The organism is Nocardioides sp. JCM 18998 (genome assembly GCF_055391535.1).
Window position 1 is genome coordinate 500,679 of record NZ_AP043886.1, and the last position, 24,997, is coordinate 525,675.

The window sequence follows — 24,997 nt, forward strand, 5'->3', positions numbered from 1 at the left end:
GGGCCGAACTGGCGTGCCGTCGGATCGGCGGGACGCCGGGAACGGAGGTCGAAGGACCTAGAGGCAACGTAGCGCGCACCGGCAACGGCGACATCCCCCAGCCCATGTGCGTGCCGGGCGGCGCCAGGGTCTCGACACGCGGTCACGCCCTCGCAAGCTCGGACGTGCGCTCGCTCGACCTCCTCGCTGGTGTGCCGCGCTCCTTCGTCGCGCCGCACACGCTCGGAAAATGCACCAGGGCCCGGCCGGGGAGGGAGGGTGGCCGGGCCCTGATCGTCCACGCAACTGCTGGACAGCGCCTGGACCGCGTGACCCGGACAGTTAAGGGAGGGAGCAATCCGGGTCTGCTGCTCCAACGAGGAGCAACAGACCCGGTTACGGACTCTCCGAGATTTTCTGGAAAGAAAATCAGCCGACGCCGACGATGGGCAGGCGCAGCGCCGCGGGGGCGCTCGGCGGGACTGCCGGACGGTGCGGATTGACCGGTTCGAGACGGCGGTAGTCGGCACCCAGGGCGGGGCGGGTGTCCGTCTCGCCCTTGTTCGGCCAGAACGCCATCGCCCGCTCGGCCTGGGCGGTGATCGTCAGGGACGGGTTGACGCCGAGGTTCGCCGAGATCGTCGAGCCGTCGACCACGTGGAGGCCGTCGTAGCCGTACAGGCGCTGGTAGGGATCCACGACCCCGCTGCGCGACGAGTCCCCGATCGCGCAGCCGCCGATGAAGTGCGCGGTCATCGGGATGTCGAAGGGCTCGCCGACGGTGCCGCCCGCGTACCCCTCGCCCGCATCGGTGGACATGTGCCGGGCCATCATGCGTGCGCCCTCGTTGGCGGCCGGTATCCAGGTCGGGTTCGGCTCGCCGTGGCCCTGCTTGGAGCTGAGCCTCCAGCCGAGCGCCGTCTTCTTGGGGAAGACGGTGATCGAGTTGTCCTTGGCCTGCATCACCAGCAGCACCACCATCCGCTCGGACCAGTGCTTCACGTCGTAGAGCGTGCGGAGGTTGCGGCGCTGGGCCCACATCTCCTTGGCCCACCGCTTCTTGCGGTCCGGACCGCCGTCGGTGAGCACAGTCTGCAGGAAGGACATCGCGTTCGAGCCGTGGCCGTAGCGGACCGGCTCGAAGTGGGTGTGCTCGTCGGGATGGATCGAGGAGGTGATCGCGACGCCCTCGCTGTAGTCGACGCTGAGGTCGGGAGCGATGGACCCGAGGATCGCCTCGGAGTTGGTACGGGTCAGCTCGCCGAGCCGGTCCGAGATCAACGGCAGGTCACCGGTGGCCTTGAGCCGGTGCAGCAGCTTCTGGGTGCCGATCGCGGCGGCGCTGAAGACGACCTGGTCGGCGGTGAAGACCTTGGTGGCGCCCTTGTCCCGGCGCAGGCGGGAGAGCTTCGCCTTGGTCCAGCGGGTGTGGACCTCGTACCCGCCGCCCTCCGACGCCGGGCGCGGGATCACCCGCGTGACGGTGGTGAGCGGGTGGATCTGCGCACCGTTCTTCTCGGCGAGGTGGAGATAGTTCTTCACCAGCGTGTTCTTGGCGTTGTGGCGGCAGCCGACCATGCACTCGCCGCACTGGGTGCAGGTCGTACGGGTCGGGCCCTCGCCGCCGAAGTACGGGTCCGCGACATCGGTGCCCGGTGCCACGCCCTCGTCGCCGAAGAAGACGCCGACGGGCGCCTGGTGGTAGCTCTCGGCGACCCCCATGTCGGCGGCGACCTTCTGCATGATGCGGTCGGCCGGCGTGATGTGCGGGTTCACCACGACGCCGAGCATCCGCTTGGCCTGGTCGTAGTAGGGCGCCAGCTCCGACTTCCAGTCGGTGATGTGGGCCCACGACCGGTCCTCGTAGAACGGGTCGAGCGGCTCGTAGAGGGTGTTCGCGTAGACCAGTGATCCGCCGCCGACACCCGCCCCGGCGAGGATGATCGCGTCCTTGACCATGTCGATGCGCTGGATGCCGTAGCAGCCGATCGCGGGGTTGAAGAGGAACCGCTTCAGGTCCCACGAGGTGTCGGCGAAGTCCTCGTCGTCGAGCCGGGCACCGGCCTCGAGGACGCCGACGGAGTAGCCCTTCTCGGTCAGCCGCAGTGCACTGACCGAGCCACCGAAGCCGGAGCCGATGACGAGGACGTCGTAGTGCGTGGCCTTGCTGGAGGTCCCGGCGTCAGGCACGACCGACCGCCTTGAGGGCGCGCAGCGAGGCGGTCATGACCTTGGCGTAGGCCTCGTCCGACATCCCGAACATCGGGCTGAACCGCATCCCGCGCTGGGTCGCGACCGACTGGGTCTCGGTGAAGCGCAGCAGGCCCTCGGCGCCTTGGCGGCGGCCGGTGCCGGACTCGCGGAAGCCGCCCATCGGCGCGTCGATGCTGGCGAAGGAGGCGGCGAACGCCTCGTTGATGTTGACCGTGCCCGCCTTGACCCGGGCCGCGAGACGACGGGCACGGGCGGTGTCGCGGCTGTAGATCGAGGCGTTGAGACCGTACTCGCCGTCGTTGGCACGGTCCACCGCGTCCTCGTCGCTGGTGACGCGGTAGATCGACACCACCGGGCCGAAGGTCTCGGTGCCGAAGCAGGTCATCTCGGGGCTGACGCCCTCGAGGATCGTCGGCTCGAAGAAGAAGGGGCCGAGGTCGGGCCGCGCCCTGCCCCCGGCGAGCACACGGGCGCCCTTGGTGACCGCGTCCTCGACGTGGGTGATGGCGTTGTCGAGCTGGTTCTGGCTGATCAGGGAGCCCATGTCGTTCTCCCAGGCCAGCGTCGCGCCGAGGGTCATCGCCTGCGTACGGGCGGCGAACCGCTCCACGAAGCGGTCGTAGATCGCGTCGGCGACGTACATCCGCTCGATCGACACACAGAGCTGGCCGGTGTTGGAGAAGACGGCACGGGTCGCGCCCTCGGCGGCCTTCTCGATGTCGGCATCGGCGAGCACGAGCATGGCGTTCTTGCCGCCGAGCTCGAGCGAGGAGCCGATCAGCCGCTCTGCGCACTGCCGGCCGATGATCCTGCCCGTCGCGGTCGAGCCGGTGAAGCAGATGTAGTCGGCGCGCTCGATGATGCTCGTGCCGATCTCCGCGCCGGGGCCGGCGACGACGGTCCACAGGTCCTTGGGCAGGCCGGCCTCCTCGAGCAGCTCGGCACCGAGGAGCGCGCTGAGCATGGTCTGGGCGTCAGGCTTGGCGACCACCGCGTTGCCGGCGGCGATCGCGGCGAGGCCGTCGCACAGCGCCAGGGTGAACGGGTAGTTCCACGGCGAGATGATGCCGACGACGCCCTTGGGGACGTGGTTGACGTCGATCCGGGTCAGCCCCGGGATGACGCCGGGTCGGCGCTCGGAGCGCAGGTGCTTGGCGGTCGTACGACCGTAGTAGCGCGCCGTCAGCGCGATGTGCAGCGGCTCGTCGAAGGCGTGCTTGCGGGCCTTGCCGGTCTCCAGCACGATCAGGTCGAGGATCTCCTCCTGGCGATCCAGCACGAGGTCGTGGAGGCGCAGCAGGATCCGCTCGCGCTCGACGACGGGCGTACGCGCCCACTTCTCCTGCGCGATGCGGGCGCGCGCGAACGCCTCGGCGACGTCGGCGTCGCTCGACTGCGGCACGTGCACGAGCGGCGCGCCGTCGAGCGGCGAGCGCACCTCATGGGTCTCCCCCGACGTCGCCAGCAGCCGCGCGGTCAGCCGGGCGGCGTAGCCCGGGTCGAGCGCGTACGTCGCGGCCGGGTCGTGCTCCGGGTCGCGGGGGCCGTCGACGAGTGGCTGGCGATCGGGGTTGGAGGCACTCATGTACCGAGAGTATGTGACGTGCGTCGCCCTTGGCTACTGGTTAGTAGCCACACGCTGTACCGGGTACCTTCGCGCGTTCCTCAGACCAGGTCGTCGACCCGGCGCCGGGCCTCGTCGGCCTCGAGGTCGGTGGCCATCGTCTGGCTGGCCCGCTCGGCCGCGACCCGGTGGCGGTACCACTCCACCTGACGGTCGACCTCCGCCTTGTCCCAGCCCAGCTCGGCGGCCATCAGCCTGGCGACGCCCGGAGCCGCGCCGGCGCCTCGGTCGAAGGTCTCGATCGAGATGCGGGTACGGCGGGCGAGGACGTCGTCGAGGTGGCGCGCACCCTCGTGAGTGACCGCGTAGACGACCTCGGCGGCGAGGTAGTCCTCGGCGCCTTCGAGCGGCTCGGCCAGCGTCCTGCGGGCCCCGATCAGGTCGAGCAGGTCATCGATCAGGCCGCCGTACCGGTGCAGGAGGTGGTCGATGCGGGCCACGTGCAGCCCGGAGCGCCGGGCGAGCAGGACGCGCTGGTTGGAGCGGGTCTCGAAGCCGTCGGCGCCCAGCAGCGGGACCCGGTCGGTGATCGACTCCTGGACGTGCAGGTCGGTGGTGGTGCGCAGCGAGTGGACCGCTGCGTCGACGGCGTCCTGCGCCATCACCCGGTAGGTGGTGAGCTTGCCGCCGGCGATCATGACCAGGCCCGGGACCGGGGTGACGACGGTGTGCTCGCGGCTGATCTTCGAGGTCGGCTCGGACTCGCCGGAGAGCAGCGGCCGCAGGCCGGCGTACACGCCCTCGACGTCCTCGTGGCCCAGCGGCTCGCGCAGGATCGCGTTGACGTGGTCGAGGACGTAGTCGATGTCGGCACGGCTGGCCGCCGGGTGCGCGAGGTCGTAGGTCCACGGGGTGTCGGTCGTGCCGATGATCCAGTGTCGGCCCCACGGGATGACGAACAGGACCGACTTCTCGGTGCGCACGATGAAGCCGGACTCGCTGCGGATCCGGTCGCGCGGGACGACCAGGTGGATGCCCTTGGAGGCCTGGACGTGCAGCGCGCCCCGACCGCCCACCATCTCCTGGATCTCGTCGGTCCACACGCCCGCGGCGTTGACCACGGTCTTGGCGCGGATCTGGTGGGTGGTCCCACGCTCCAGGTCGGTCGCGGCGACGCCGACGACCCGCTCCCCCTCGCGCAGGAAGCCGGTGACCCGCACCCGGGTGGCGACCTGGGCCCCGTGCCGGGACGCGGTGCGCGCAAGCATCATCACCAGCCGGGCGTCGTCGACCTGGGCGTCGTAGTACTGGATCGCCCCGGTGATCGTGTCGGTGCGGAAGTCCGGCGCGATCCGGGCGACCGTGCGCCGGGTGAGGTGGCGGTGGCGCGGGACGCCGGTGCCGCCACCCTCGAGCAGCGAGCCGGCGAGCGCCATCCCGTCGTAGAGCGCCAGGCCGCTGCCGACGTACCCGCGCTCCCAGATCGGGTGGGTCAGCGGGTAGAGGAACGGCACCGGTCGTACGAGATGGGGCGCGAGCCGGGTCAGCAGTAGGCCGCGCTCCTGCAGCGCCTCGCGAACGAGCGCGAAGTCCATCATCTCCAGGTAGCGCAGGCCGCCGTGGATCAGCTTGGAGCTGCGCGATGAGGTGCCGGAGGCGAGGTCGCGCTGCTCCAGCAGCCCGACGGAGAGCCCACGGGTGACCGCATCCAGCGCCACGCCTGCCCCGACCACGCCGCCGCCGACGACCAGGACGTCGAGCTCGGGCTCCCCACGCGCACCGGTCATCGCGGCGAGCGCGGCGCTACGGGCGTCGGGGCTGAGCACTCCAGGCGCGGTCATGGCGCCAGTCTGTCAGCCCCGTTCACCCGACGCGGTGCGTCGCGCCTGCTGGCGGCGGAGCTCTGCCTTCGCGAGCGCGTTCTTGTGCACCTCATCGGGGCCGTCGGCGAAGCGGAGGGTGCGGATGCCGGCGTACGCCTTGGCGAGCGGGAAGTCCTGCGAGAGACCGCCGGCGCCGTGCGCCTGGATCGCCTTGTCGAGGATCCACTGCACCGTGGCCGGGGTGGCGATCTTGATCGCCTGGATCTCGGTGTGGGCGCCCTTGTTGCCGACGGTGTCCATCAGCCAGGCCGTCTTGAGCACCAGCAGGCGCAGCTGCTCGATCCGGACGCGCGAGGTGGCGATCCAGTCGCGGATCACCCCCTGGTCGGCCAGCGGGCGACCGAACGCGATCCGGGAGTCGACCCGCTCGCACATCAGCTCGATGGCGCGCTCGGCCAGCCCGATGGCGCGCATGCAGTGGTGGATCCGGCCCGGCCCGAGGCGGGCCTGGGCGATGGCGAAGCCCATCCCCTCGGCGCCGATCAGGTTGGCGACCGGGACGCGGGCGTCCTCGAAGAGGATCTCGGCGTGGCCGCCGTGGTCGTGGTCGTCGTAGCCGAAGACCTCCATGCCGCGCCTCACCGTCACGCCGGGGGTGTCGCGCGGGACCAGGATCATCGACTGCTGGCGGTGCCGCTCAGCGCCCGGATCGGTCTTGCCCATCACGATGAAGATCCTCGCGTTGGGGTTCATCGCGCCGGTGATCCACCACTTGCGGCCGTTGAGGACGTACACGTCGCCGTCCCGGGTGATCGAGGTGGCGATGTTGGTGGCGTCGCTGGAGGCGACGTCGGGCTCGGTCATCGCGAAGGCGCTGCGGATCTCCCCGCTCAGCAGCGGCGCCAGCCACTGCTCCTTCTGCGCATCGGTGCCGAAGTCGTGCAGCAGCTCCATGTTCCCCGTGTCGGGGGCGGCGCAGTTGAAGACCGCCGGCGCGAGCGCGGTGCGGCCGGTGATCTCGGCGAGCGGCGCGTACTGGAGGTTCGTCAGCCCCGCACCCTCCTCGCCGGGCAGGAAGAGGTTCCACAGCCCACGGGCGCGGGCCTCGGCGCGCAGCTCGCCCAGGATCGGGGCGCTGTCCCACGCCCAGGGGTCGTCGAGGGCGGCGACCTGCTCCTCGAAGACCCGCTCGGCGGGCTCGACGTGACTGGTCATGAACTCGAGCAGCGTGCTGCGCAGCTCCTCGGTACGGGCGTCGTGGGCGAAGTCCATGGGCGTTCTCCTGGATCAGTTGTCGAGCGCGTCGAGGCCGGCGGCGAGCAGGGGGTGGATCGCCTCGCCGATCCTGTCGAAGCCCTCCCCGACGGTCTGGCCCTGCAGGTAGCGGTAGTGGATGCCCTCGAGGATGGCGGCCAGCTTGAAGGCGGCCAGCCCGAGGTAGAAGCCGAAGCGGGTGAGGTCGCGACCGCCGCCGGCCGCATAGCGCTCGAGGATCTCGTGCTCGGTCAGGTAGCCGGGCGCGGCGCCGACGTCGGAGACGACGGCCCCGGCACGTGCGCCGAGACGCTGGTAGAGCAGCATCAGCGCGAGATCGGTGAGCGGGTCTCCGAGCGTGGCCATCTCCCAGTCGAGGACGGCGGTGACCCGGTCCTCGTCGTCGACCAGGACGTTGTCGAGCCGGAAGTCGCCGTGCACGATCCCGGGCGCCGACTCCGGGGGCACGGCGGCCGCGAGCCGGGCGTGCAGCTCGTCGGCGGCCGGCAGGTCGCGCGTACGGGAGGCGTCCAGCTGCTTCTTCCAGCGGGCCACCTGGCGGGTGAGGAAGCCCTCGGCCCGGCCGAAGTCGGCCAGTCCCACGCCCGCCGGGTCGATCCGGTGCAGAGCCGCGAGGGTGTCGACCAGCCGGGTACTGATGACGCGCACCCGCTCGGCGCCGAGCGGCGCCAGCTCGGCCGCCAGCCGGTAGGGCGTGCCCTCGACCCGGTCCATCACGTAGAACGGCGCTCCGATCACGTCGACGTCCTCGCAGTGCGCGTACGTGTGCGGCACCGGCACCTCCGTGTGGCGCAGCGCCGTCATCACCCGGTACTCGCGGCCCATGTCGTGGGCGGTGGCCAGCACGTGGCCCAGCGGCGGGCGGCGCACGATCCAGGTGCCGGTGCCGTCGGTGACCTGGTAGGTGAGATTGGACTTGCCGCCGGCGATCAGGCCGGCCCGCAGGTCGCCACCGAGCGGCGCGACGTGGTCGGGCCACCAGGCGCTCAGCCGGGCGAGGTCGAGGCCGGGCAGGTCGTCGGTCATGCGGGCGCCTCCGAGGCGAGTCCGGGGATGAGGGCGGCGAGAGCCGTACGGGTGGCGGCGGCGTCGGTGTGCAGCACCCCGTGCATGCCGACCGCCTCGGCGCCCTCGATGTTCGGCCGGGCGTCGTCGACGAAGACGGCGCTGGACGGGTCCGAGATGCCGAGACGCTCGAGCGCCAGGAGGTAGATCTCGGGCACGGGCTTGCGCAGCCCGACCTCCGCGGAGATCACCATCGTGTCCATCAGGTCGGCGAGCCGCCCGCGCGGATAGGTGTTGCCCCAGCTGTTGGAGAGCAGCGCGGTGCGGAGGCCGGCGGCGCGCAGGTCGGCCAGCAGGTCGTACATCCGCTCGTCGGCGCCCATCGCGGCGAACAGCCTCCGCAGCACGCCGGTGGGCTCGACCGGCGTGCCGTCGACGGTGGTCAGCCGGGCCGCGAGCAGCGCGTCGAACTCCTGCGCGGAGAGCTCGCCGGTCTCCAGCCGGTGGATCGGGGTGCCGGATGTGGCATCGCGACCGAGCCACTCCTTGAGTGTGCTCGAGAACGACTCCGGGCGGATGCCGTCGGCCTCGAGCCAGGCCGCGATCGAGTCGCCGATCGGCGTGGTCAGGACGCCGCCGTAGTCGAAGACCACGGCCGTGATCGGTGCGGTCACGGGACGAACACCACCCGGCCGACGGTCTCGCCGTCGGCGAGACGCTGCACGCCGTCCGCCACCCGGTCCAGGCCGAGTCGCTCGCTGACCAGGGGCCTGAGCAGGCCCTCCTGCGCGAGGGCGGTCAGCTCGTCGTGACAGTGTCGTACCAGCGCGGGAGCCATCGTGTTGTAGAGCCCCCAGTGCAGCCCGACGATCGCGTAGTTCTTGATCAGGGCATGGTTGAGCGCGGCCTGCTGGATGGTGCCGCCGGCGAAGCCGATCACCAGGATCCGGCCCTCGAAGGCGATGCACTTGGTGGAGCGGTCGAAGGTCTCGCCGCCGACCGGGTCGTAGATGACGTCGGCGCCGCGCCCTCCGGTCTGCTCCTTCACCACCTGGACGAAGTCCTCCCGATGGCGGTCGACGACCACGTCCGCGCCCAGCGCACGGGCGACCTCGGCCTTGGCCGGTCCGCCGACGACCCCGATCACGCGTGCGCCGGCCGCCTTGCCGAGCTGGACCGCGGCGCTGCCGACGCCACCCGCGGCGGCGTGCACCAGCAGCGTCTCCCCCGGCTGGAGCCGGGTGCGGCGGTGCAGCGCGAACCAGCCGGTCTGGTAGCCGATGAACAGCGAGGCGGCCTCCGCGTCGTCCAGTGCCTCCGGGGCCGGGAAGGTCCCGGCGGCCTCGAGCACGGCGAGCTCGGCGAAGCCGCCGTACGGCAGCGTCGGCGCTCCGATCACGCGGTCGCCGATGGAGAGCCCGCTCACCCCCTCGCCGAGCGCGACGACCTCACCGCAGAGCTCGATGCCCGGGGTGAAGGGGAGCTCGGGGCGCACCTGGTAGAGCCCGCGGCACATCAGGGCGTCGGGGAAGTTGGCCGGCACCGCACGGACGCGGACCAGCACCTGTCCGGGGCCCGGCACGGGGTCGGGCACCTCGACCTGCCGCAGCACGTCCTTCGGCTCGCCGAGCTCGGTCACCTGCCACGCCCTCATCATCGACGCGCCTCCTTCGTCATCGCCTCGACCTTCTGCTGGAGCCGGTTCATCCCGCTCAGCCAGGCGTCGGTGTCGCTCGCACGCGCCGCGTAGTAGCCGGCGACCTCCGGGTGGGGCAGGACGAGGAAGCGGTCGTCGCCGAGCGCCGCCCAGGCCTGCTCGGCGACCTCCTCGGGCTCGATCGCGCTGTCCCGGCTCAGCAGCGCCTCGAGCTCGCCCGAGCGGGCGAGCATGTCCGTCCGTACGCCCTGGGGACAGATCGCCTGCACCACGACACCGCGGTGGCGGTAGGTGACCGAGAGCCACTCCGCGAACGCGACCGCCGCGTGCTTGCTCGTCGAGTAGGCCGGGGCGCCGATCATCGTCAGCAGACCTGCCGCCGAGGCGGTCACCACGAACCGACCGGAGCCCCGCTCCAGCCACTCGGGCACCAGCAGCCGGGCGGCTCGTACGTGCGCCATCACGTTGAGCTCGTGGGTGAGGGCCCAGTCCGCCTCGCTCATGTCGAGGCCCCGGCCGAGGTCGACGCCGGCGTTGCCGAACCACGCGTCGATCCCCCCGAGCTCGTCGCGAGCGACGTCGATGAGCGCCTCGATCCCGGCCTCGGTCGCCACGTTCGCCGGCACGGCATGGGCGCCGATCTCCGCCGCCACGGCGGCCAGCTCGGCGCCGTCACGGTCGTTGATCACGACCTGGCACTCACCCGCCGCGAGCCGGGCCGCGAGCGCCCGCCCGATCCCACGGGCGGCGCCCGTGACGACGACCCGGGACCCCGGCGCGAGCGTCATCAGATCGCGCCGGTCGCGACCGTGACGCCGCCGTCGACGGTGAGCAGCTGGCCGGTGATCCAGCCCGCGTCCTGCGAGAGCAGGAACGCGACCGCACCGGCGATGTCCTCGGGCACCCCGAGCCGCTTGAGCGGGTACGGCGCCGACACCTCCTCCTCGCGGCCCTCGTAGAGCAGCTTCGCGAAGTCGGTCTTCACCACCGCCGGCAGCACCGCGTTGATCCGGATCTTCGGGCCGAGCTCGACCGCCAGCTCCTGGGTGATGTAGTTGAGCATCGCCTTGCTGGCGCCGTAGAGCGCGATCAGCGGCGTCGGGCCGAGACCGGCGACCGAGGAGACGTTGACGATCGCGCCGCCGTGCTCCTTCATCCACGCGCGGCGGACCTGCTGGACGAGGCTGATCCCGGCGAAGCAGTTGACGTCGATCGTCTTACGGGCCGACTCCAGGTCCATCTGCAGCAGGCCGCCGGCGACCGGGTTGATGCCGGCGTTGTTGACCAGCAGATCGGCGCTGCCGTACGTCTCGATCGCCCGGGCCACCACCTCGGCCTGGTGCTCGGCGTCGTCGACGCGGCCGGCGATGCCCAGCGCGTGCTCGGGGCCACCGAGCGCGGCGACCGCCTCGTCGAGGGTCTCCTGCTTGCGGGCCGTGATCACGACCCGTGCGCCCTCGGCGACCAGCCGCTGCGCGATCCCGAGGCCGATGCCCCGGCTCGCACCGGTGACGATCGCCGTCCTGCCCTCGAACCGTCCGGTCACGCGGCCCTCCTTCATGGGATGGTCATCTACTAAGCGCTTGCTTAGGATGGCCACGATGCCGCACCGGAAGGCGCGGGTCAACACCCCCGTTCGGTGACGACAGGAGGCCCGATGAGCGTGGTGCCGGAGGGCGCGGCGCGTGGCGACCTCGCCCGTACCCGCCTGCTCGAGGCAGCGGTGGAGGCGTTCGCCGCGAGGGGCTTCCACGGCACGACGACGCGCGACATCGCCGCCGCCGCCGGGATGAGCCCGGCCGCCGTCTACGTGCACTACCGCTCCAAGGAGGAGCTGCTGCACGTGATCTCGCGCGACGGTCACCAGGCCACGCTCGACCTCGTCCGCGCCGCCGTGGGCGGGGCCGGCTCGCCGAGGGAGGGACTGGCCGCCGTCGCACGCGACTTCGGTCGCCATCACGCCCACGGCCACACCTGGGCGCGGATCGTGAACTACGAGCTCGAGGCACTCTCCCCCGAGCACCGCGAGGAGATCCGCGGGCTGCGGATCGCCATCGAGCAGGAGGTGCGCCAGGTCATCGAGGCGGGCTTGGCCTCGGGCGCGTTCGACGTGCCCGACGTGGGCATGGCGACCACCGCCGTGCTCTCGCTCGGCATCGACATCGCCCGCTGGTACCGCGACGACGGCCCCTGGACGCCCGACGACGTCGGCGACCAGATGGCCCTGCTGGCGCTGCGGGTGGTCGGCGCCTGAGTCACCCCTGACTCAGGCGAGCACGACCTCGACGCGCTGGAACTCCTTCACGTCGGTGTAGCCCGTCGTCGCCATCGAGCGCTTGAGGGCGCCGATGAGGTTCATGGTGCCGTCGGCGACGTGGCTGGGGCCGAGCAGGATCTCCTCGAACGTCCCGACCGACCCGAACTCGACGCGGGCGCCGCGCGGCAGGTCGTGGTGGTGCGCCTCGGCGCCCCAGTGGAAGCCGCGACCCGGCGCGTCGGTGGCGCGGGCGAACGGGCTGCCCACCATGACGGCGTCGGCGCCGCAGGCGATCGCCTTGGCGATGTCGCCGGAGCGGCCGATCGAGCCGTCGGCGATGACGTGCACGTAGCGGCCGCCGGACTCATCGAGGTAGTCGCGGCGGGCGGCGGCGACGTCGGCGACCGCCGAGGCCATCGGGACGGAGATACCGAGGACCGTACGGGTGGTGTGCGCGGCGCCGCCGCCGAAGCCGACGAGCACGCCGGCCGCGCCGGTGCGCATCAGGTGGAGCGCGGCCTGGTGGGTGGCGCAGCCGCCGACGATCACCGGGACGTCGAGCTCGTAGATGAACTCCTTGAGGTTGAGCGGCTCGGCGTGGCCGCTCACGTGCTCGGCGGAGACGGTGGTGCCCCGGATGACGAAGAGGTCGACACCGGCGTCGGTGACGGTCTTGGCGAACTCCTTGGTCCGCTGCGGGCTCAGCGAGCCGGCGACGGTGACGCCGCTGGCGCGGACCTCGCGCAGACGCTCGGTGATCAGCTCGGCCTTGATCGGCTCGCTGTAGATCTCCTGCAGGCGACGGGTCGCGTCGACGCCGCGGAGCTGGGAGACCTCCTCCAGGAGGGCCTCGGGCTCGGCGTAGCGGGTCCAGATGCCCTCGAGGTTGAGCACGCCGAGGCCACCGAGCTGGCCCAGCTTGATGGCCGTCGCCGGCGACATCACGGAGTCCATCGGCGCGGCGAGGACCGGGATGTCGAAGCGGTAGGCGTCGATCTGCCAGTCGGTGCTGACCTCTTCGGGGTCACGCGTGCGGCGGCTCGGCACGATCGCCACGTCGTCGAAGGAGTAGGCCCGGCGGGCGCGCTTCGCGCGGCCGATCTCAATCTCGGTCACCGGGGCAGTCTAATGAGCCCGCACGGCTCACGCCCCATCGACCGTCAGTCCTGTGCGAGAAGGGCGAGACCGTCGGCCGCGGCCGAGCCCGGCTCCGCGGTGTAGAGCACCATCCGCTGGCTGCTGTCGGCGATCAGCAGGGCCTCGTAGGACAGGTCCATCCGTCCGACGACCGGATGGGCGAAGCTCTTGAGTCCGTAGCCGCAGTCGAACACCGGGTGCTCGGTCCAGAGCGTCGCGAACCAGCTGCTGCGCTGGGCGAGCTCGCCGACCAACAGGCTCAGCTTACGGTCGTCGGGGAAGAGACCGGACGAGTAGCGCAGGAACCCGACCATGGCACGGGCCATCTCCTCGGGATCGACGTAGAGATCCGCGCCCCCGGGCTCGAGGAAGAAGAGACGGGTCTGGTTCGGGCGATCGACGGACCGCTCGGGAGCGTCGTACGGCAGGTGCGGGGCGATGAGCCGGTGGCCGAGGGTGTTCCACGCCAGGATGTCGTTGGAGTGGTCGACGATCAGCGCAGGGCCGGCCGCGGCCCGGACCAGTGCGAGGGCGGAGGGCCGGGCCCGTTCCGCAGGTCGGCGGGACGGATCCGAGACCGGACGGGCCAGCCGGCGCAGGTGGGCGTGCTCGTCCACGCTGAGCCGCAGCGCTCGCGCCAGTGAGTCGATGACGCTGTCGGAGGCGTTGTGCTGGTCCGACTGCTCCAGACGGGTGTAGTACGTCGGGCTCACGCCGGCGAGCTGGGCCAGCTCCTCCCGGCGCAGGCCCGGCACCCGGCGCGCGCCGTACGAGGTGAGCCCCGCGTCGTCGGGGCTGATGGCCGCGCGTCGGGTGCGGAGGAACTCTCCGAGCTCTGTGGTCACGCCTCCATGGTGCCGCACCCGTCGATCGATCTGCCTGCCCCTGGCAGTGGTAGGCAGGGCGAGAGGTGGCCGCGCAGGGGTCTCGCTGGCGCGCCGGACAGGCCTCAGCGTTGATGTCATGACCTCCACACTCACCGCCGCGCAAGCAGCCACCACCGGAGCGTCGTCGACGATGAGCCGGCGTCAGCTCCTGGTCCTCGGGCTGCTCCTCGCCTCCCAGTTCACCCTCACCGTCGACTTCTCGATCCTCAACGTCGCCCTGCCCAGCGTCGGAGCGGGCCTCGGCTTCGGCGCCGCGGACGTGCAGTGGATCGCGACGTCGTTCGCTCTGTGCGCCGCCGGTTTCACTCTCCTGTTCGGCCGGTTCGGTGACTACGTCGGACGCCGGCGCATCTTCGTCGCGGGGATGGTGATCCTCGGCCTCGCCTCGCTGCTCGGCGGCCTGGCCACCTCGCCCGCGGTCCTGCTCACCGCGCGCGTCCTGCAGGGCCTGGCCACCGCGGCCGTCACGCCGGCGGCGCTGTCCCTGCTGACCATCGCGTTCCCCGAGGGCCCGCTGCGCCAGCGGGCCCTCGGACTCAACAGCGTCGTGATGTCGGTGGGCTTCACCGGCGGGGCAGTCCTCGGGGGCGTGTTGACCGACGTGCTCAGCTGGCGCTGGGCCTTCCTGGTGAACGTCCCCGTGGCGTTGGCGGTCGTCGCGATCGCGCCGTTCGTCCTGCAGGACACCGCGGACCACGAGCGCTCGCGTCTCGATGTGCCGGGGGCCGCACTGGTCACCGGGGGTCTGCTCTCGCTCGTGTACGCCGCCACCCGGCTCGGCGAGCGGGGCATGGGTGACCCCTGGGGACTCCTCGCACTCGCGTCGGCCGTCGTACTGCTCATCGCCTTCGTGCGGGCCGAGGGGCGCCACACTCACCCTCTGGTGCCGTTGCCCGTGCTTCGTCGACCCACGGTCTTCTGGGGCAACGTCGCGGGCTTCATCACCTTCTCGATGGAGCCGGGCCTGGTCTTCCTCTCGACGATGTACTTCCAGAACGTGCTGCGCCTCGATCCGCTTCAGACCGGCCTGATGCTCGGCACCATGGGCGCCGGCGCGATCCTCGGCGGCACCGTCGGACCGCGGCTCATCGCCCGGTTCGGACTCCGGCCCACCGCCACCGGCGGGCTGCTGGTGCAGGCGACCACGACCGGGATGCTCGTCCTGCTCGGTCACACGGCCGCGACCTCGTTGTGGCTCTACGGCGTCGTCGTCCTGCTCGGCGCGATCGGCCACGTCAGCGCCATCGTCGCGTTCATGGTGGCGGCGACCTCGGGCCTGCCCGCGCGGGAGCAGGGGCTGGCGACCGGCATCGCCACCATGACGCAGCAGGTGGCGATCGCGATCGGCGTCCCGGTGATGAGCGCGATCGCCGTAGCCGCCGGCGGGCTCGGCTCGCTCACCGCGCTGCGGACCGCGGTCGGCGCCGACGCGGCGCTCGTCCTACTGGGGGCGATCGTCGTCAGCGTCGGCCTGCGGCCGCGGGCCCGTACGCGCTGACACCACCCGGAATCGACGACACGCACCGGACCAACGGGGTCCGGTGCGTGCGATCGCAAGGCGGAGGAGCGAAGGCGGCCGTCGAACGAAGCGGGCCGTCGAGCGACGACAACGCAGCGAGCGTGCGTGCCGGGCCGCGCTGGTCAGCTGTGGTAGTTCGGCGCCTCGACAGTGACCTGCACGTCGTGCGGGTGGCTCTCCTTGAGCGAGGCGGAGGTGATCCGCATGAAGCGGCCCTTCTCCTGCAGCTCCGGGACGGTGCGGGCACCGACGTAGAACATCGTCTGGTGCAGCCCGCCGACCAGCTGGTGGGCGACCGTCGACAGGGAGCCCTTGTAGGGGACCTGGCCCTCGACGCCCTCGGGGACGATCATGTCGTCGCTGGTGACCTCGGCCTGGAAGTAGCGGTCCTTGGAGTAGGACTTCTTGCCGCGCGAGGACATGGCGCCCATCGAGCCCATGCCGCGGTAGGCCTTGAACTGCTTGCCGTTGATCAGGAGCAGGTCGCCCGGCGCCTCGGCGGTGCCGGCCAGCATCGAGCCGAGCATCACGGTCTCGGCGCCGGCGACGATCGCCTTGCCGATCTCGCCGGAGTAGCGCAGGCCACCGTCGGCGATGACCGGGATGCCGGCGGGCTTCGCGGCGAGGGAGGCCTCGTAGACGGCCGAGATCTGCGGGACGCCGACGCCGGTGACGACGCGGGTGGTGCAGATGGAGCCCGGACCGACGCCGACCTTGATCGCGTCCGCGCCGGCGTCGACGAAGGACTGGGCGCCCTCCTTGGTCGCGACGTTGCCGCCGATGACCTGGACGTGCTTGGTGGCCGGGTCGGTCTTGAGCCGCTTGACCATGTCGATGAGCATCCGGACGTTGCCGTGGGCCGTGTCGGCGACGAGCACGTCGACGCCTGCCTCGATCAGGGTGGTGGCGCGCTCCCAGGCGTCGCCGAAGTAGCCGATCGCGGCCCCGACGAGCAGGCGGCCGTCGGCGTCGTACGAGGCGTTGGGGAACTGCTCGCCCTTGACGAAGTCCTTGACCGTGATCAGGCCCGTCAGGGTGCCGTTGGCGTCGACCAGCGGGAGGCGCTCGCGCTTGTGCTGGCGCAGCAGCGTGGTCGCGTCCTCGCGGCTGATGCCGGCGTCGCCGGTGATCAGCGGCATCGGGGTCATCACCTCGTCGACCTTGGTGGTCGCCCACTCCGCGACCGGGGTGAAGCGCAGGTCGCGGTTGGTGATGATGCCGATCAGCTTGTTGCCGGCGTCGACGACGGGGAGGCCGGAGACGCGGTACTCGCCGCAGATGCGGTCGAGGTCCTCGAGCGTCGCGTCGGGGCCGATCGTGACCGGGTTGGAGATGATGCCGGTCTGGGTCCGCTTCACCAGGTCGACCTGGTAGGCCTGGTCCTCGATCGACAGGTTGCGGTGCAGCACGCCGATGCCGCCCTGGCGCGCCATCGCGATCGCCATCCGGGACTCGGTCACCGTGTCCATCGCCGCCGAGATGAGCGGGACCTTCAGGGAGATCTCCCGGGTCAGCCGGCTCGAGGTGTCGATCTCGTCGGGCGCGAGATCGGAATAGCCGGGCAGCAGGAGGACGTCGTCGTAGGTCAGACCGAGAGTGGCGAACTTCGCGGGCACGTCAGGGATCTCCATGACGAAATCCTACGGGCGCGGCCCACCGCGCAGCGAAACGGCGAGAATGCAACCTCGGCGGGATGAACGACGTGTGAGGGGCATGACGCTGAGCTCGACGAGACTGAGCAGGGCCCGGGAGAAGGAGGTGGAGATGCGCAGACCGCCGAAGGAGGCGGCCACGGCCGACTTCACCGCCTGGGTCGCGGCCCGCCACCCCGCGCTGCATCGCACCGCGTACCTGCTGTGCGGAGGCGACGCCCACAACGCCGACGACCTCACCCAGCAGACGCTGGCCAAGCTCTACCTGGCGTGGAACCGGATCCAGGACCGCAGCCAGATCGATGCGTACGCCCGCCGGATCATGGTCAACGAGCACCGCTCGACCTGGCGCCGGGCGTGGAAGCGCCGCGAGGTCGTCTCCGAGCAGCTCCCCGAGCGGCCCGCCCCGGGGCGGGAGTACGACGGGCAGGGCGACGCGGTCTGGCAGCTGGTCCAGACCCTGCCGCCCAAGCAGCGCGCCGTCGTGGTGCTGCGCTACTACGACGACCTGAGCGAGGCCGAGATCGCGGCCGCGCTCGGCATCTCCCCCGGCACCGTGAAGTCGCAGGCCTCCCGTGCGCTGGCCTCGCTGCGGCAGCGGGTCCCCGACCATCCCCGGATCGACACTCCTGATGACAGGAGGGAGGCACGATGAACGACCGTCTCGAGGAGCAGCTGCGCTCCTCCCTCAACCGGCAGGCCGACGCCCGACCGGCGACCGGCCCCGACCTGGGCGACGTCTTCGGCCGAGCCCGCACGATCCGGCGCCGCCGTACGGCCCTCGTGGCCGGCATCGCCGCCGCGGCGGTGCTCGCGGTGGTCGTCCCGACAGCCGTGATCCTCGGTGGCGGAGAGGACAGCGGCGACCACGGCGTCCCGCCGGCGCACTCGCCGAGCGCGGTGGCCACCCAGACCACCGCTTCCGACACCACGGCGGCGTCCGTCACCCCCGACCCGACACACCAGGGCATCGGCGGGCTCTCCATCGGCGAGCACACGAGCTGGACCTATCTCGATCCCCAGCAGCAGCTGCACGGTGACGGCAACCTCCCGAACACGCTGCTCAAGCACGGCGGCGCGCCGCTCAGCGGCTTCGCTCCGTACCACGGCGGCTGGATCGTCACCTACGACAACGACAACACGATCGCCCAGGTCGACAGCTCCGGGAAGACCGTGCGCGAGGGCCGTGGCAGCACGATCGTGACGACCTCCGACAGCATGCAGACCGCCTGGCAGATCGGCTCGGACGTCTACGCCGGCATCTCCAGCGGGATGGGCGAGGGCGAGTCGCACTGGAAGCTGAGCCAGGACGACGGACTGGTCGGCTACCTGGGCAACGGCCCGGTGGTGAGCTCCGGCCAGGGCGGGTACGACATCCTCACCGTCGGCGGCGGGCGTACCCACGTCGCGTCCGGGATCACGCCGACGACCGCCTCCTCGCAGGCCGACCTGGTCGGCGGCGTCGCGGGCTCGCCGGCGTCGGGTGCCTACTCGGGTGTCGTCGTCGACGCCCCCACCGGGCAGGTGCTGTGGCACAACAAGTGGCGCCCGATGGCGTTCAGCCCGGACGGGAAGTACGTCGCCGCGGTGCCGGTGATCGACAACGGCGACCCGGGCGCCTACGCGATCCTCGATGCCCGCACGGGCCAGGTGGTGGCGCAGACGCCGGACACGATCTCGGGAACCATCTCGCTCGGCTGGCAGGTCGTGTGGAGCGACGACGACCGGATCCTCTTCCAGGGCTTCGAGTCCGGCGGCGATCGCCGGGCGGCGCTGCTCACCCTCACCCTGGACGGCACCTTCGACCAGGCCAGCGAGCCGATGGCACCGGTGACGACGGACCAGGGCGAGATCGCCTTCGTGATGATGACCCCGTAGGTCGAGAGGTCACCTTCCGCGGGTCGAGGGGTCACCTTCCGCGGGTCGAGAGGTCACGTCCCCGAGCGCGACGTGACCTCTCGATCCGCAACAACCGACCCCTCGGCCTAGCGGAGCAGCGGTCGCAGCCGGGCGACCGGGACCCGGACGGTCAGCTCGTCGGCGCTCAGCTTGATCAGGCCCCGCAACCCGGCGGCCAGCACCAGCGGTAGCACGGCCGGGTCGTCGGCGGCGGTGGTGAGCACCAGCGCCGCGGCGTCCCGGCTGCGCGCCAGCCGGGCGGCGTGCACGAGCAGCTGGGTGCCGATCCCCCGCCGTCGCCAGGACGGCTCCACGACCAGCGAGACGCCGTACGTCATCCCGTCCTCGTCGTCGGCCTGATCGACCAGGGTCGCGCGGCCGACCGCCTCGTGGCCCACGAAGGCGGTCACGGCCGTCTCCTCGGCGACGTACTCCGGCGCGCCGCCTGCCCCCGGGGCCGGGGCACTCGCGGCCCCGCCCTCGGATCGCCGCAGGACGTCGCTGACCAGGTCGGCGAGGGCCGCGCCACGGGCATGCTCGGTCGCCGTGAACGGCGTGTGGCGGCGGACGTGGACGACCATCTCGCCGACCTTCATCTCCATCACGTCGGTGGTGGCGTCGTCGCCGCCGTCGCGTGGCTCCGCGGCGGTGTCGAAGAGGCGCGAGACCACCTCGGGGAACGACATCGGCCGGTCGATGATCATGTGAGCGGCCCGGATGTAGCGCGTCGGCTGGTCCATCAGGGCCGCCTCCCGCGAGGGCAGCACGACCGTACGGCTGCCGCCGCTCTCCTCGACGAGCTCCACCAGCTGCGCGGCCTCCCAGCCGTACGGGGTGCGGACGACCAGCTCGTCGGTGACCTCGCCGATGCCGGGGAAGACCTGGAGACCCAGGATGTTGACGCCCGCGTCGCCGCAGCGCTGGGCGAGTCCGGCCAGGGTCCCGGGCCGGTCGGGGAGGGTGGTTCGTACGCGCCAGAGCATGCCTCGATCCTTCCGTGCCGGTGTTGCGTCGATGTTTCTCCCAGGCAACGCATCGGAAAGGACCCTGCGGTTAACCTGCCGTCGCATGGGCCTCGACCTCTCCTGGCTGCGCCGCTCCCTGTGGGACGCGGTGCCGCGCGATCACCGCGAGTCGCCCTCGCGGCTGCGTCGCCGGCAGTGGCTGACGGCGGCGTTCGCGCTGCTCGGAGCGGTGGTGCTGGGCGTGACGCTGCGCATCGAGCCGGGCAGCGCGTGGTTCTATCCCGCGACGCTGGGGCTGGCGGCGGTGTGGATCGTGGGCGCGTTCGCCTCGGGGCCCCTGCACCTGGGCCACATCGAGACCCGGCAGGGGCTGGCCCGGCCGCTGCTCGCCCCCGTGCTGATCGGCCTGGGGCTGGCGGCGATCTTCACCCTCGGCGCGCTGATCGTGCGCGAGATCCCCTACCTCGGTGGCCGGGTCGCCGGCGTGCTGGACTACGCCGGCTCGGGATCGCTTCCGGTCCTCATGGGGGTCACCGCACTCAACGGCGTGGCTGAGGAGCTCTTCTTCCGCGGTGCGCTGTACGCCGCCGTCACCCGCCGCCCGGTGCTGTGGACCACGATCGGCTACACCCTCGTCACGCTCGCCACCGGCAACGTGATGCTGGCGCTCGCGGCGGCGATCCTCGGGGTGGTCGTGGGGCTGGAGCGGCGGGCGTCGGGCGGTGTGATGGCACCGATCGCGACGCACGTGAGCTGGTCGCTGGTGGTGCTGCTCGTCCTGCCGCCGCTGTTCGGCTAGGGCTTCTCCCCGGCGCGCACCCGCTCGCCGAGCGCGAGCCGCACCGCCTGCCGGTAGCCCATCGGCTCGCCGGGGACCAGCTCGCGGATCGAGGTGTCGTTCTGGAGCACCTCGTTGCGCATCGAGTCGATCAGGTTGCGCGCGGTCGTCGGGTCCACGTCGGTCACCAGCGCGATCCAGTACGACGAGAGTCGCGGCGTCAGCACCGGGACAGCCACGATCGGCAGCGAGCGGCCGTGCAGCTCCTCGGCGGCCTGCTGCAGCATCGCGATGTAGGTGAGCTGGTCGGCGCCGCCGAGCTCGAAGGTGCGGCCGTACGCGTCAGGATTGCCGACCACTCCGGCGAGGTAGCGGACCACGTCGTCGATCGCGACCGGCTGGGTGCGGGTGCTCGCCCAGCGCGGCACCACCATCGCCGGCAGGTTCTTGACCAGCTGGCGGGTCAGCTCCCAGGAGATGCCGCCGGCGCCGACGACGATGGCGGCGCGCAGCACGGTCAGCGGCACCTCGGTGCCGGCCAGCAGGCGCTCCACCTCGCGTCGCGAGCGCAGGTGGGCGGAGAGCCCCTCGTGCTCGTCGCCGAGGCCGCCGAGAAAGATCAGCTGGCGTACGCCCGCCTCCTCCGCGGCCGCTGCGAAGGCCCGGGCGGCCTCGGCGTCGCGCCGCTCGAAGTCGGCCTCGCCGAGCGAGTGCACGAGATAGAGCGCGACGTCGACACCCTCGAGGGCCGCGCGCAGGGAGTCGGGGTCGCCGACGTCGCCGTGGACCGGCTCGCCGACGCCGGTGTAGTCGTCGGGGTGCCGGGTCATCGCCCGCACCCGGTGGCCGTCCTTCTCCAGCGCAGGGGCGAGCCGGCTGCCGACGAAGCCGGTCGCGCCGGTGAGCAGGACGCTCAGGCCGGCGCCGGGACCCACCTCGGAGGCGCTCACGACGCCCGCCCCAGGGAGGCCAGGACGGCGCGAGCCGCCCGGGCGCCGCTGACCAGGGCGCCCTGCGTCGAGGCGGTGTCGCGGTGGTCGCCGCACACGAGGGTCACCTCGTCGACCTGCTGCGGCGCCCGGGCGACCAGCGGAGCCGGCTGCACGGGCAGCGCGCGGGGGACGATGTCGCGCCGCAGCGGGCTCAACGCGGCCGCGGAGGCGCCCACCAGGGCCGCGGCGTGACGGCGCACGTCCTCTCCCGGTGCCGGCTCCGATCCCGACCGCAGCAGGCTGGTGGCCTGCACCAGATGGCGGCCCGCGGGTGCGTACGTGGGGGCGGCCGCGGAGACGACGCAGGCGTTGACCGCTGGCCCGCCGCCCTCGCGGACGTCGAGGTGCAGGATGCCGGTGGACTCCGGCGCCTCGTCGGTGGCGTACCAGTCGGTGACGAGTCCCTTCGGCTCCGGCGCCGCGCATCGGGCACTGCCCAGGAGGGCCTCGGCCGACCAGGCGTCCGTCGCCACCACGACGCGCTCGGCGGTGAGCGTGCCGCCCGCGGTCCGCACCCGGGCCCGACCCTCGTGCTGCTCGAGCTGCTCGACCCATGCGCCCAGCCGGATCCGCCCGGCCAGCGGCGCGGCGAGCGCGTCCGGCAGGGCCTGCATGCCGTCGCGGGGCAGCCCCGGCGTGCCCCGTACGAAGCTGCGCATCAGCAACAGCGCGAACGCCGTGGACGTCTCGCCCTCGTCCTCCAGCACGACGCCGGCCAGGTAGCGCTGCAGGATCGCGCGCAGCAGACCGTGGGCGCCGGCGCGATCCAGGGAGACGCGCAGCGGGACGTCCGGCCTGCCGGACAGGAGGTGCGAGGCGAGGCCGTGGTCCTTGCCGATGCCGGTGATCAGGGGTGCCGCCCATCGGCCCAGGCTCCAGAGCTCGGTCGGCCGTGCCAGGGCCGTCAGGGCGCTCGGTCCGGCCAGGCGCAGATCCCGGAGCGGGTCGGCGAGCGTGTGGGAGCCGTCGTCGCCGAGCACCCGCGCACCGGGCGGGAACGGCTGCAGGCCGAGGTCGTCGACGTCGAGGGCGGCCCGGAGAGCGGGATAGGCGGGGTTGGCGACCTGGAAGCCCCGATCGAGCAGGAAGCCGTCGAGGCGGTCGGTGCGGATCCGGCCGCCGACACCGTCGCCGGCCTCCAGGACCACGACGTCGATCCCCGCCTCACGCAGCAGCGCGGCGCAGCGCAGGCCCGCCACGCCCGCACCGACCACGATCACCTCGACGTCGTCCATGTCGTGGCAGTGCCCCGGCCGGGCCCGCACCACACCCGAGCACGCCACACCCGACCCCGAAATGCCGCGTCGGCGCGGTCACAGGCAGGTGCCTGCGACCGCGCCGACGCGTGGGTCGTGCGATCCGAGGATCAGTGACCGTGGCCGTGACCGTGGCCCTGGCCGGCAGCCGGCTCCTCGGCCTCGGGCTTGTCCACGATCAGCGTCTCGGTCGTCAGCAGCATGCCGGCGATCGAGGTCGCGTTGATCAGCGCGGAGCGGGTCACCTTGACCGGGTCGATGACGCCCTGGGCAACCAGGTCGCCGTACTCGCCGGTGGCGCCGTTCCAGCCGTTGCCGATCCCGGCCTCGCGGACCTTGGAGACGACGACGTAGCCGTTCTCGCCACCGTTCTCGGCGATCCAGCGCAGCGGCTCGTCGACGGACTTGCGCACGATGCGCACGCCGGCGGCCTCGTCACCGGTCAGGCCGAGGTCGTCCTCGAGCACCGAGATGGCGTGCACCAGAGCCGAGCCACCGCCGGGGACGATGCCCTCCTCGATCGCGGCGCGCGTCGCGGAGACGGCGTCCTCGATGCGGTGCTTCTTCTCCTTGAGCTCCACCTCGGTGTGAGCACCGACCTTGATCACGCAGACACCGCCGGCGAGCTTGGCGAGGCGCTCCTGGAGCTTCTCGCGGTCCCAGTCGGAGTCGGTGTTCTCGGCCTCGGCCTTGATCTGGTTGACCCGACCCGTGACGGCGGCGGCGTCGCCGGCGCCGTCCACGATCGTGGTGTTCTCCTTGGTGACCACGATGCGGCGGGCCTGGCCCAGCTCCTCGAGGCCGACCTGGTCGAGCTTGAGCCCGACCTCCGGAGCGACGACCTGGCCGCCGGTCAGGACGGCGATGTCCTCCATGATCGCCTTGCGGCGGTCGCCGAAGGCGGGGCTCTTCACCGCGACGGCGTTGAACGTGCCGCGGATCTTGTTCACCACCAGGGTGGACAGGGCCTCGCCCTCGACGTCCTCGGCGAGGATGAAGAGCGGCTTGCCGGACTGCATGACCTTCTCGAGGACCGGGAGGAGCTCCTGGATCGAGCCGATCTTGCCCTGGACAAGCAGGATGTACGGGTCGTCGAGGACGGCCTCCTGGCGCTCGGCGTCGGTGACGAAGTACGCCGAGATGTAGCCCTTGTCGAACTGCATGCCCTCGGTGAACTCCAGCTCGGTGGCCGGGGTGTTCGACTCCTCGACGGTGATGACACCGTCCTTGCCGACCTTGCTGAAGGCCTCGGCCAGCAGCTCGCCGATGTGGCTGTCGCGGCTGGAGATGGTCGCGACGGAGGCCATGTCGGTCTCGTCGTTGACCGGACGGGCGGCCGCGAGGAGAGCCTCGCTCACCTTGGCCGCGGCAGCGTCCATGCCGCGCTTGAGGCCCATCGGGTTGACGCCGGCGGCGACAGCGCGCAGACCCTCGTGGACCATCGCCTGGGCGAGGACCGTCGCGGTGGTGGTGCCATCACCGGCGACGTCGTTGGTCTTGGTGGCGACCTCCTTGGTGAGCTGCGCACCAAGGTTCTCGAACGGGTCGTCGAGCTCGATCTCACGAGCGACGGTGACACCGTCGTTGGTGATGGTCGGGGCGCCCCACTTCTTGTCGAGGACGACGTAACGGCCCTTCGGGCCGAGCGTCACCTTGACGGCATTGGCGAGCGCGTCGACGCCGCGCTCGAGCGCGCGACGAGCGTTCTCGTCGAACTCGAGGATCTTCGGCATCAGCCGATCACCGCGAGGATGTCGCGGGCGCTCAGGATGAGGAACTCCTCGCCCGAGTACTTGACCTCGGTGCCGCCGTACTTGCTGTAGATGACCTTGTCGCCGACGTTGACGTCGAGCGGGATGCGGTTGCCGTTATCGTCGACACGACCGGGGCCGACAGCGAGGACCTCGCCCTCCTGCGGCTTCTCCTTGGCGGTGTCCGGGATGACCAGGCCGGAGGCGGTGGTCTGCTCGGCCTCGACCTGCTTGATGACGATGCGGTCCTCGAGCGGCTTGATGTTGATCGACACGGTGTCGACTCCCCTTCACACAGATGTTTGGGTGATGAACGTCTTGGCCTGCGGAGTCTCGAGCACGCCGTCGCGGGGGTCGTGCCCGGTGTCGCAGGCGCTGGCACACTCG

The 24,997-nt window shown here is 71.7% G+C and carries 22 protein-coding genes; 5 read left to right on the plus strand and 17 right to left on the minus strand.

Annotation, left to right across the window (positions count from 1 at the left end; all coding sequences use genetic code 11):
* Positions 1–408 precede the first annotated feature (408 nt).
* The 9 genes from ACZ5L9_RS02360 to ACZ5L9_RS02400 all read right to left on the minus strand — a co-directional run bounded on the left by ACZ5L9_RS02360 (position 409) and on the right by ACZ5L9_RS02400 (position 11,063).
* On the minus strand, positions 409–2,169 hold the full coding sequence (locus tag ACZ5L9_RS02360; RefSeq protein WP_464533297.1) for a GMC family oxidoreductase N-terminal domain-containing protein: 1,761 nt from the start codon (positions 2,167–2,169) through the stop codon (positions 409–411).
* Positions 2,162–3,778: a succinic semialdehyde dehydrogenase gene (locus ACZ5L9_RS02365; protein ID WP_464533300.1), complete on the minus strand. Its 1,617-nt coding sequence runs from the start codon at positions 3,776–3,778 to the stop codon at positions 2,162–2,164. Before ACZ5L9_RS02365 ends, ACZ5L9_RS02360 begins: the two co-directional genes overlap by 8 nt.
* Before the next feature lie 80 nt (positions 3,779–3,858).
* Positions 3,859–5,598 (minus strand): glycerol-3-phosphate dehydrogenase/oxidase, encoded by a 1,740-nt coding sequence (locus ACZ5L9_RS02370; RefSeq protein WP_464533302.1) that lies wholly within the window; start codon positions 5,596–5,598, stop codon positions 3,859–3,861.
* Between the two features lie 12 nt (positions 5,599–5,610).
* A complete protein-coding gene (locus ACZ5L9_RS02375; protein WP_464533305.1) occupies positions 5,611–6,852 on the minus strand; it encodes an acyl-CoA dehydrogenase family protein in 1,242 nt (413 codons plus the stop codon).
* Between the two features lie 15 nt (positions 6,853–6,867).
* Positions 6,868–7,881, minus strand: a complete 1,014-nt coding sequence (locus ACZ5L9_RS02380; RefSeq protein WP_464533308.1) for a phosphotransferase family protein — start codon at positions 7,879–7,881, stop codon at positions 6,868–6,870.
* Entirely contained in the window at positions 7,878–8,534 is a 657-nt protein-coding gene (locus ACZ5L9_RS02385) for an HAD family hydrolase (protein WP_464533311.1), read from the minus strand. Before ACZ5L9_RS02385 ends, ACZ5L9_RS02380 begins: the two co-directional genes overlap by 4 nt.
* Positions 8,531–9,517 (minus strand): NADPH:quinone oxidoreductase family protein, encoded by a 987-nt coding sequence (locus ACZ5L9_RS02390; protein WP_464533313.1) that lies wholly within the window; start codon positions 9,515–9,517, stop codon positions 8,531–8,533. The genes ACZ5L9_RS02385 and ACZ5L9_RS02390 overlap by 4 nt, the downstream gene beginning before the upstream one ends.
* Positions 9,514–10,305: an SDR family NAD(P)-dependent oxidoreductase gene (locus ACZ5L9_RS02395; protein WP_464533316.1), complete on the minus strand. Its 792-nt coding sequence runs from the start codon at positions 10,303–10,305 to the stop codon at positions 9,514–9,516. The genes ACZ5L9_RS02390 and ACZ5L9_RS02395 overlap by 4 nt, the downstream gene beginning before the upstream one ends.
* A complete protein-coding gene (locus ACZ5L9_RS02400; protein ID WP_464533319.1) occupies positions 10,305–11,063 on the minus strand; it encodes an SDR family oxidoreductase in 759 nt (252 codons plus the stop codon). Before ACZ5L9_RS02400 ends, ACZ5L9_RS02395 begins: the two co-directional genes overlap by 1 nt.
* A gap of 111 nt (positions 11,064–11,174) precedes the next feature.
* Here ACZ5L9_RS02400 and ACZ5L9_RS02405 point away from each other — a divergent pair, with 111 nt between their 5' ends.
* A complete protein-coding gene (locus ACZ5L9_RS02405) occupies positions 11,175–11,771 on the plus strand; it encodes a TetR/AcrR family transcriptional regulator (protein ID WP_464533322.1) in 597 nt (198 codons plus the stop codon).
* 12 nt (positions 11,772–11,783) lie between these two features.
* Here the strand turns inward: ACZ5L9_RS02405 and ACZ5L9_RS02410 are convergent, their stop codons facing one another.
* Positions 11,784–12,890 (minus strand): GuaB3 family IMP dehydrogenase-related protein, encoded by a 1,107-nt coding sequence (locus ACZ5L9_RS02410; protein WP_464533327.1) that lies wholly within the window; start codon positions 12,888–12,890, stop codon positions 11,784–11,786.
* 44 nt (positions 12,891–12,934) lie between these two features.
* A complete protein-coding gene (locus ACZ5L9_RS02415) occupies positions 12,935–13,756 on the minus strand; it encodes a helix-turn-helix transcriptional regulator (RefSeq protein ID WP_464533332.1) in 822 nt (273 codons plus the stop codon).
* 118 nt (positions 13,757–13,874) lie between these two features.
* Between ACZ5L9_RS02415 and ACZ5L9_RS02420 the strand changes: the two genes are divergently transcribed.
* Positions 13,875–15,296 carry an MFS transporter gene (locus ACZ5L9_RS02420; protein ID WP_464533337.1) on the plus strand — a complete coding sequence of 474 codons (1,422 nt, stop codon included), beginning with the start codon at positions 13,875–13,877 and terminating at the stop codon, positions 15,294–15,296.
* A gap of 143 nt (positions 15,297–15,439) precedes the next feature.
* Here ACZ5L9_RS02420 and guaB read toward each other — a convergent pair whose 3' ends face one another.
* Entirely contained in the window at positions 15,440–16,948 is a 1,509-nt protein-coding gene (gene guaB / locus ACZ5L9_RS02425) for an IMP dehydrogenase (protein WP_464533342.1), read from the minus strand.
* Between the two features lie 133 nt (positions 16,949–17,081).
* Between guaB and ACZ5L9_RS02430 the strand changes: the two genes are divergently transcribed.
* On the plus strand, positions 17,082–17,624 hold the full coding sequence (locus tag ACZ5L9_RS02430) for a SigE family RNA polymerase sigma factor (RefSeq protein ID WP_464533346.1): 543 nt from the start codon (positions 17,082–17,084) through the stop codon (positions 17,622–17,624).
* Positions 17,621–18,847: a hypothetical protein gene (locus tag ACZ5L9_RS02435; protein ID WP_464533350.1), complete on the plus strand. Its 1,227-nt coding sequence runs from the start codon at positions 17,621–17,623 to the stop codon at positions 18,845–18,847. Before ACZ5L9_RS02430 ends, ACZ5L9_RS02435 begins: the two co-directional genes overlap by 4 nt.
* Positions 18,848–18,954: 107 nt before the next feature.
* On the opposite strand, the gene ACZ5L9_RS02440 is transcribed toward ACZ5L9_RS02435, so the two are convergent.
* Entirely contained in the window at positions 18,955–19,851 is an 897-nt protein-coding gene (locus ACZ5L9_RS02440; protein WP_464533355.1) for a GNAT family N-acetyltransferase, read from the minus strand.
* 85 nt (positions 19,852–19,936) lie between these two features.
* Between ACZ5L9_RS02440 and ACZ5L9_RS02445 the strand changes: the two genes are divergently transcribed.
* Positions 19,937–20,632 carry a CPBP family intramembrane glutamic endopeptidase gene (locus tag ACZ5L9_RS02445; RefSeq protein WP_464533359.1) on the plus strand — a complete coding sequence of 232 codons (696 nt, stop codon included), beginning with the start codon at positions 19,937–19,939 and terminating at the stop codon, positions 20,630–20,632.
* On the opposite strand, the gene ACZ5L9_RS02450 is transcribed toward ACZ5L9_RS02445, so the two are convergent.
* The 4 genes from ACZ5L9_RS02450 to groES all read right to left on the minus strand — a co-directional run bounded on the left by ACZ5L9_RS02450 (position 20,629) and on the right by groES (position 24,885).
* Complete coding sequence (locus ACZ5L9_RS02450) at positions 20,629–21,561, minus strand: NAD(P)H-binding protein (RefSeq protein WP_464533364.1); 933 nt, start codon at positions 21,559–21,561, stop codon at positions 20,629–20,631. The genes ACZ5L9_RS02445 and ACZ5L9_RS02450 overlap by 4 nt on opposite strands.
* A complete protein-coding gene (locus ACZ5L9_RS02455) occupies positions 21,558–22,838 on the minus strand; it encodes a flavin monoamine oxidase family protein (protein WP_464533367.1) in 1,281 nt (426 codons plus the stop codon). Before ACZ5L9_RS02455 ends, ACZ5L9_RS02450 begins: the two co-directional genes overlap by 4 nt.
* A 131-nt stretch (positions 22,839–22,969) precedes the next feature.
* Positions 22,970–24,592, minus strand: coding sequence for a chaperonin GroEL (groL, locus tag ACZ5L9_RS02460; protein WP_464533372.1), 1,623 nt, complete (start codon positions 24,590–24,592; stop codon positions 22,970–22,972).
* Entirely contained in the window at positions 24,592–24,885 is a 294-nt protein-coding gene (gene groES / locus ACZ5L9_RS02465; protein ID WP_464533376.1) for a co-chaperone GroES, read from the minus strand. Before groES ends, groL begins: the two co-directional genes overlap by 1 nt.
* Positions 24,886–24,997 lie beyond the last annotated feature (112 nt).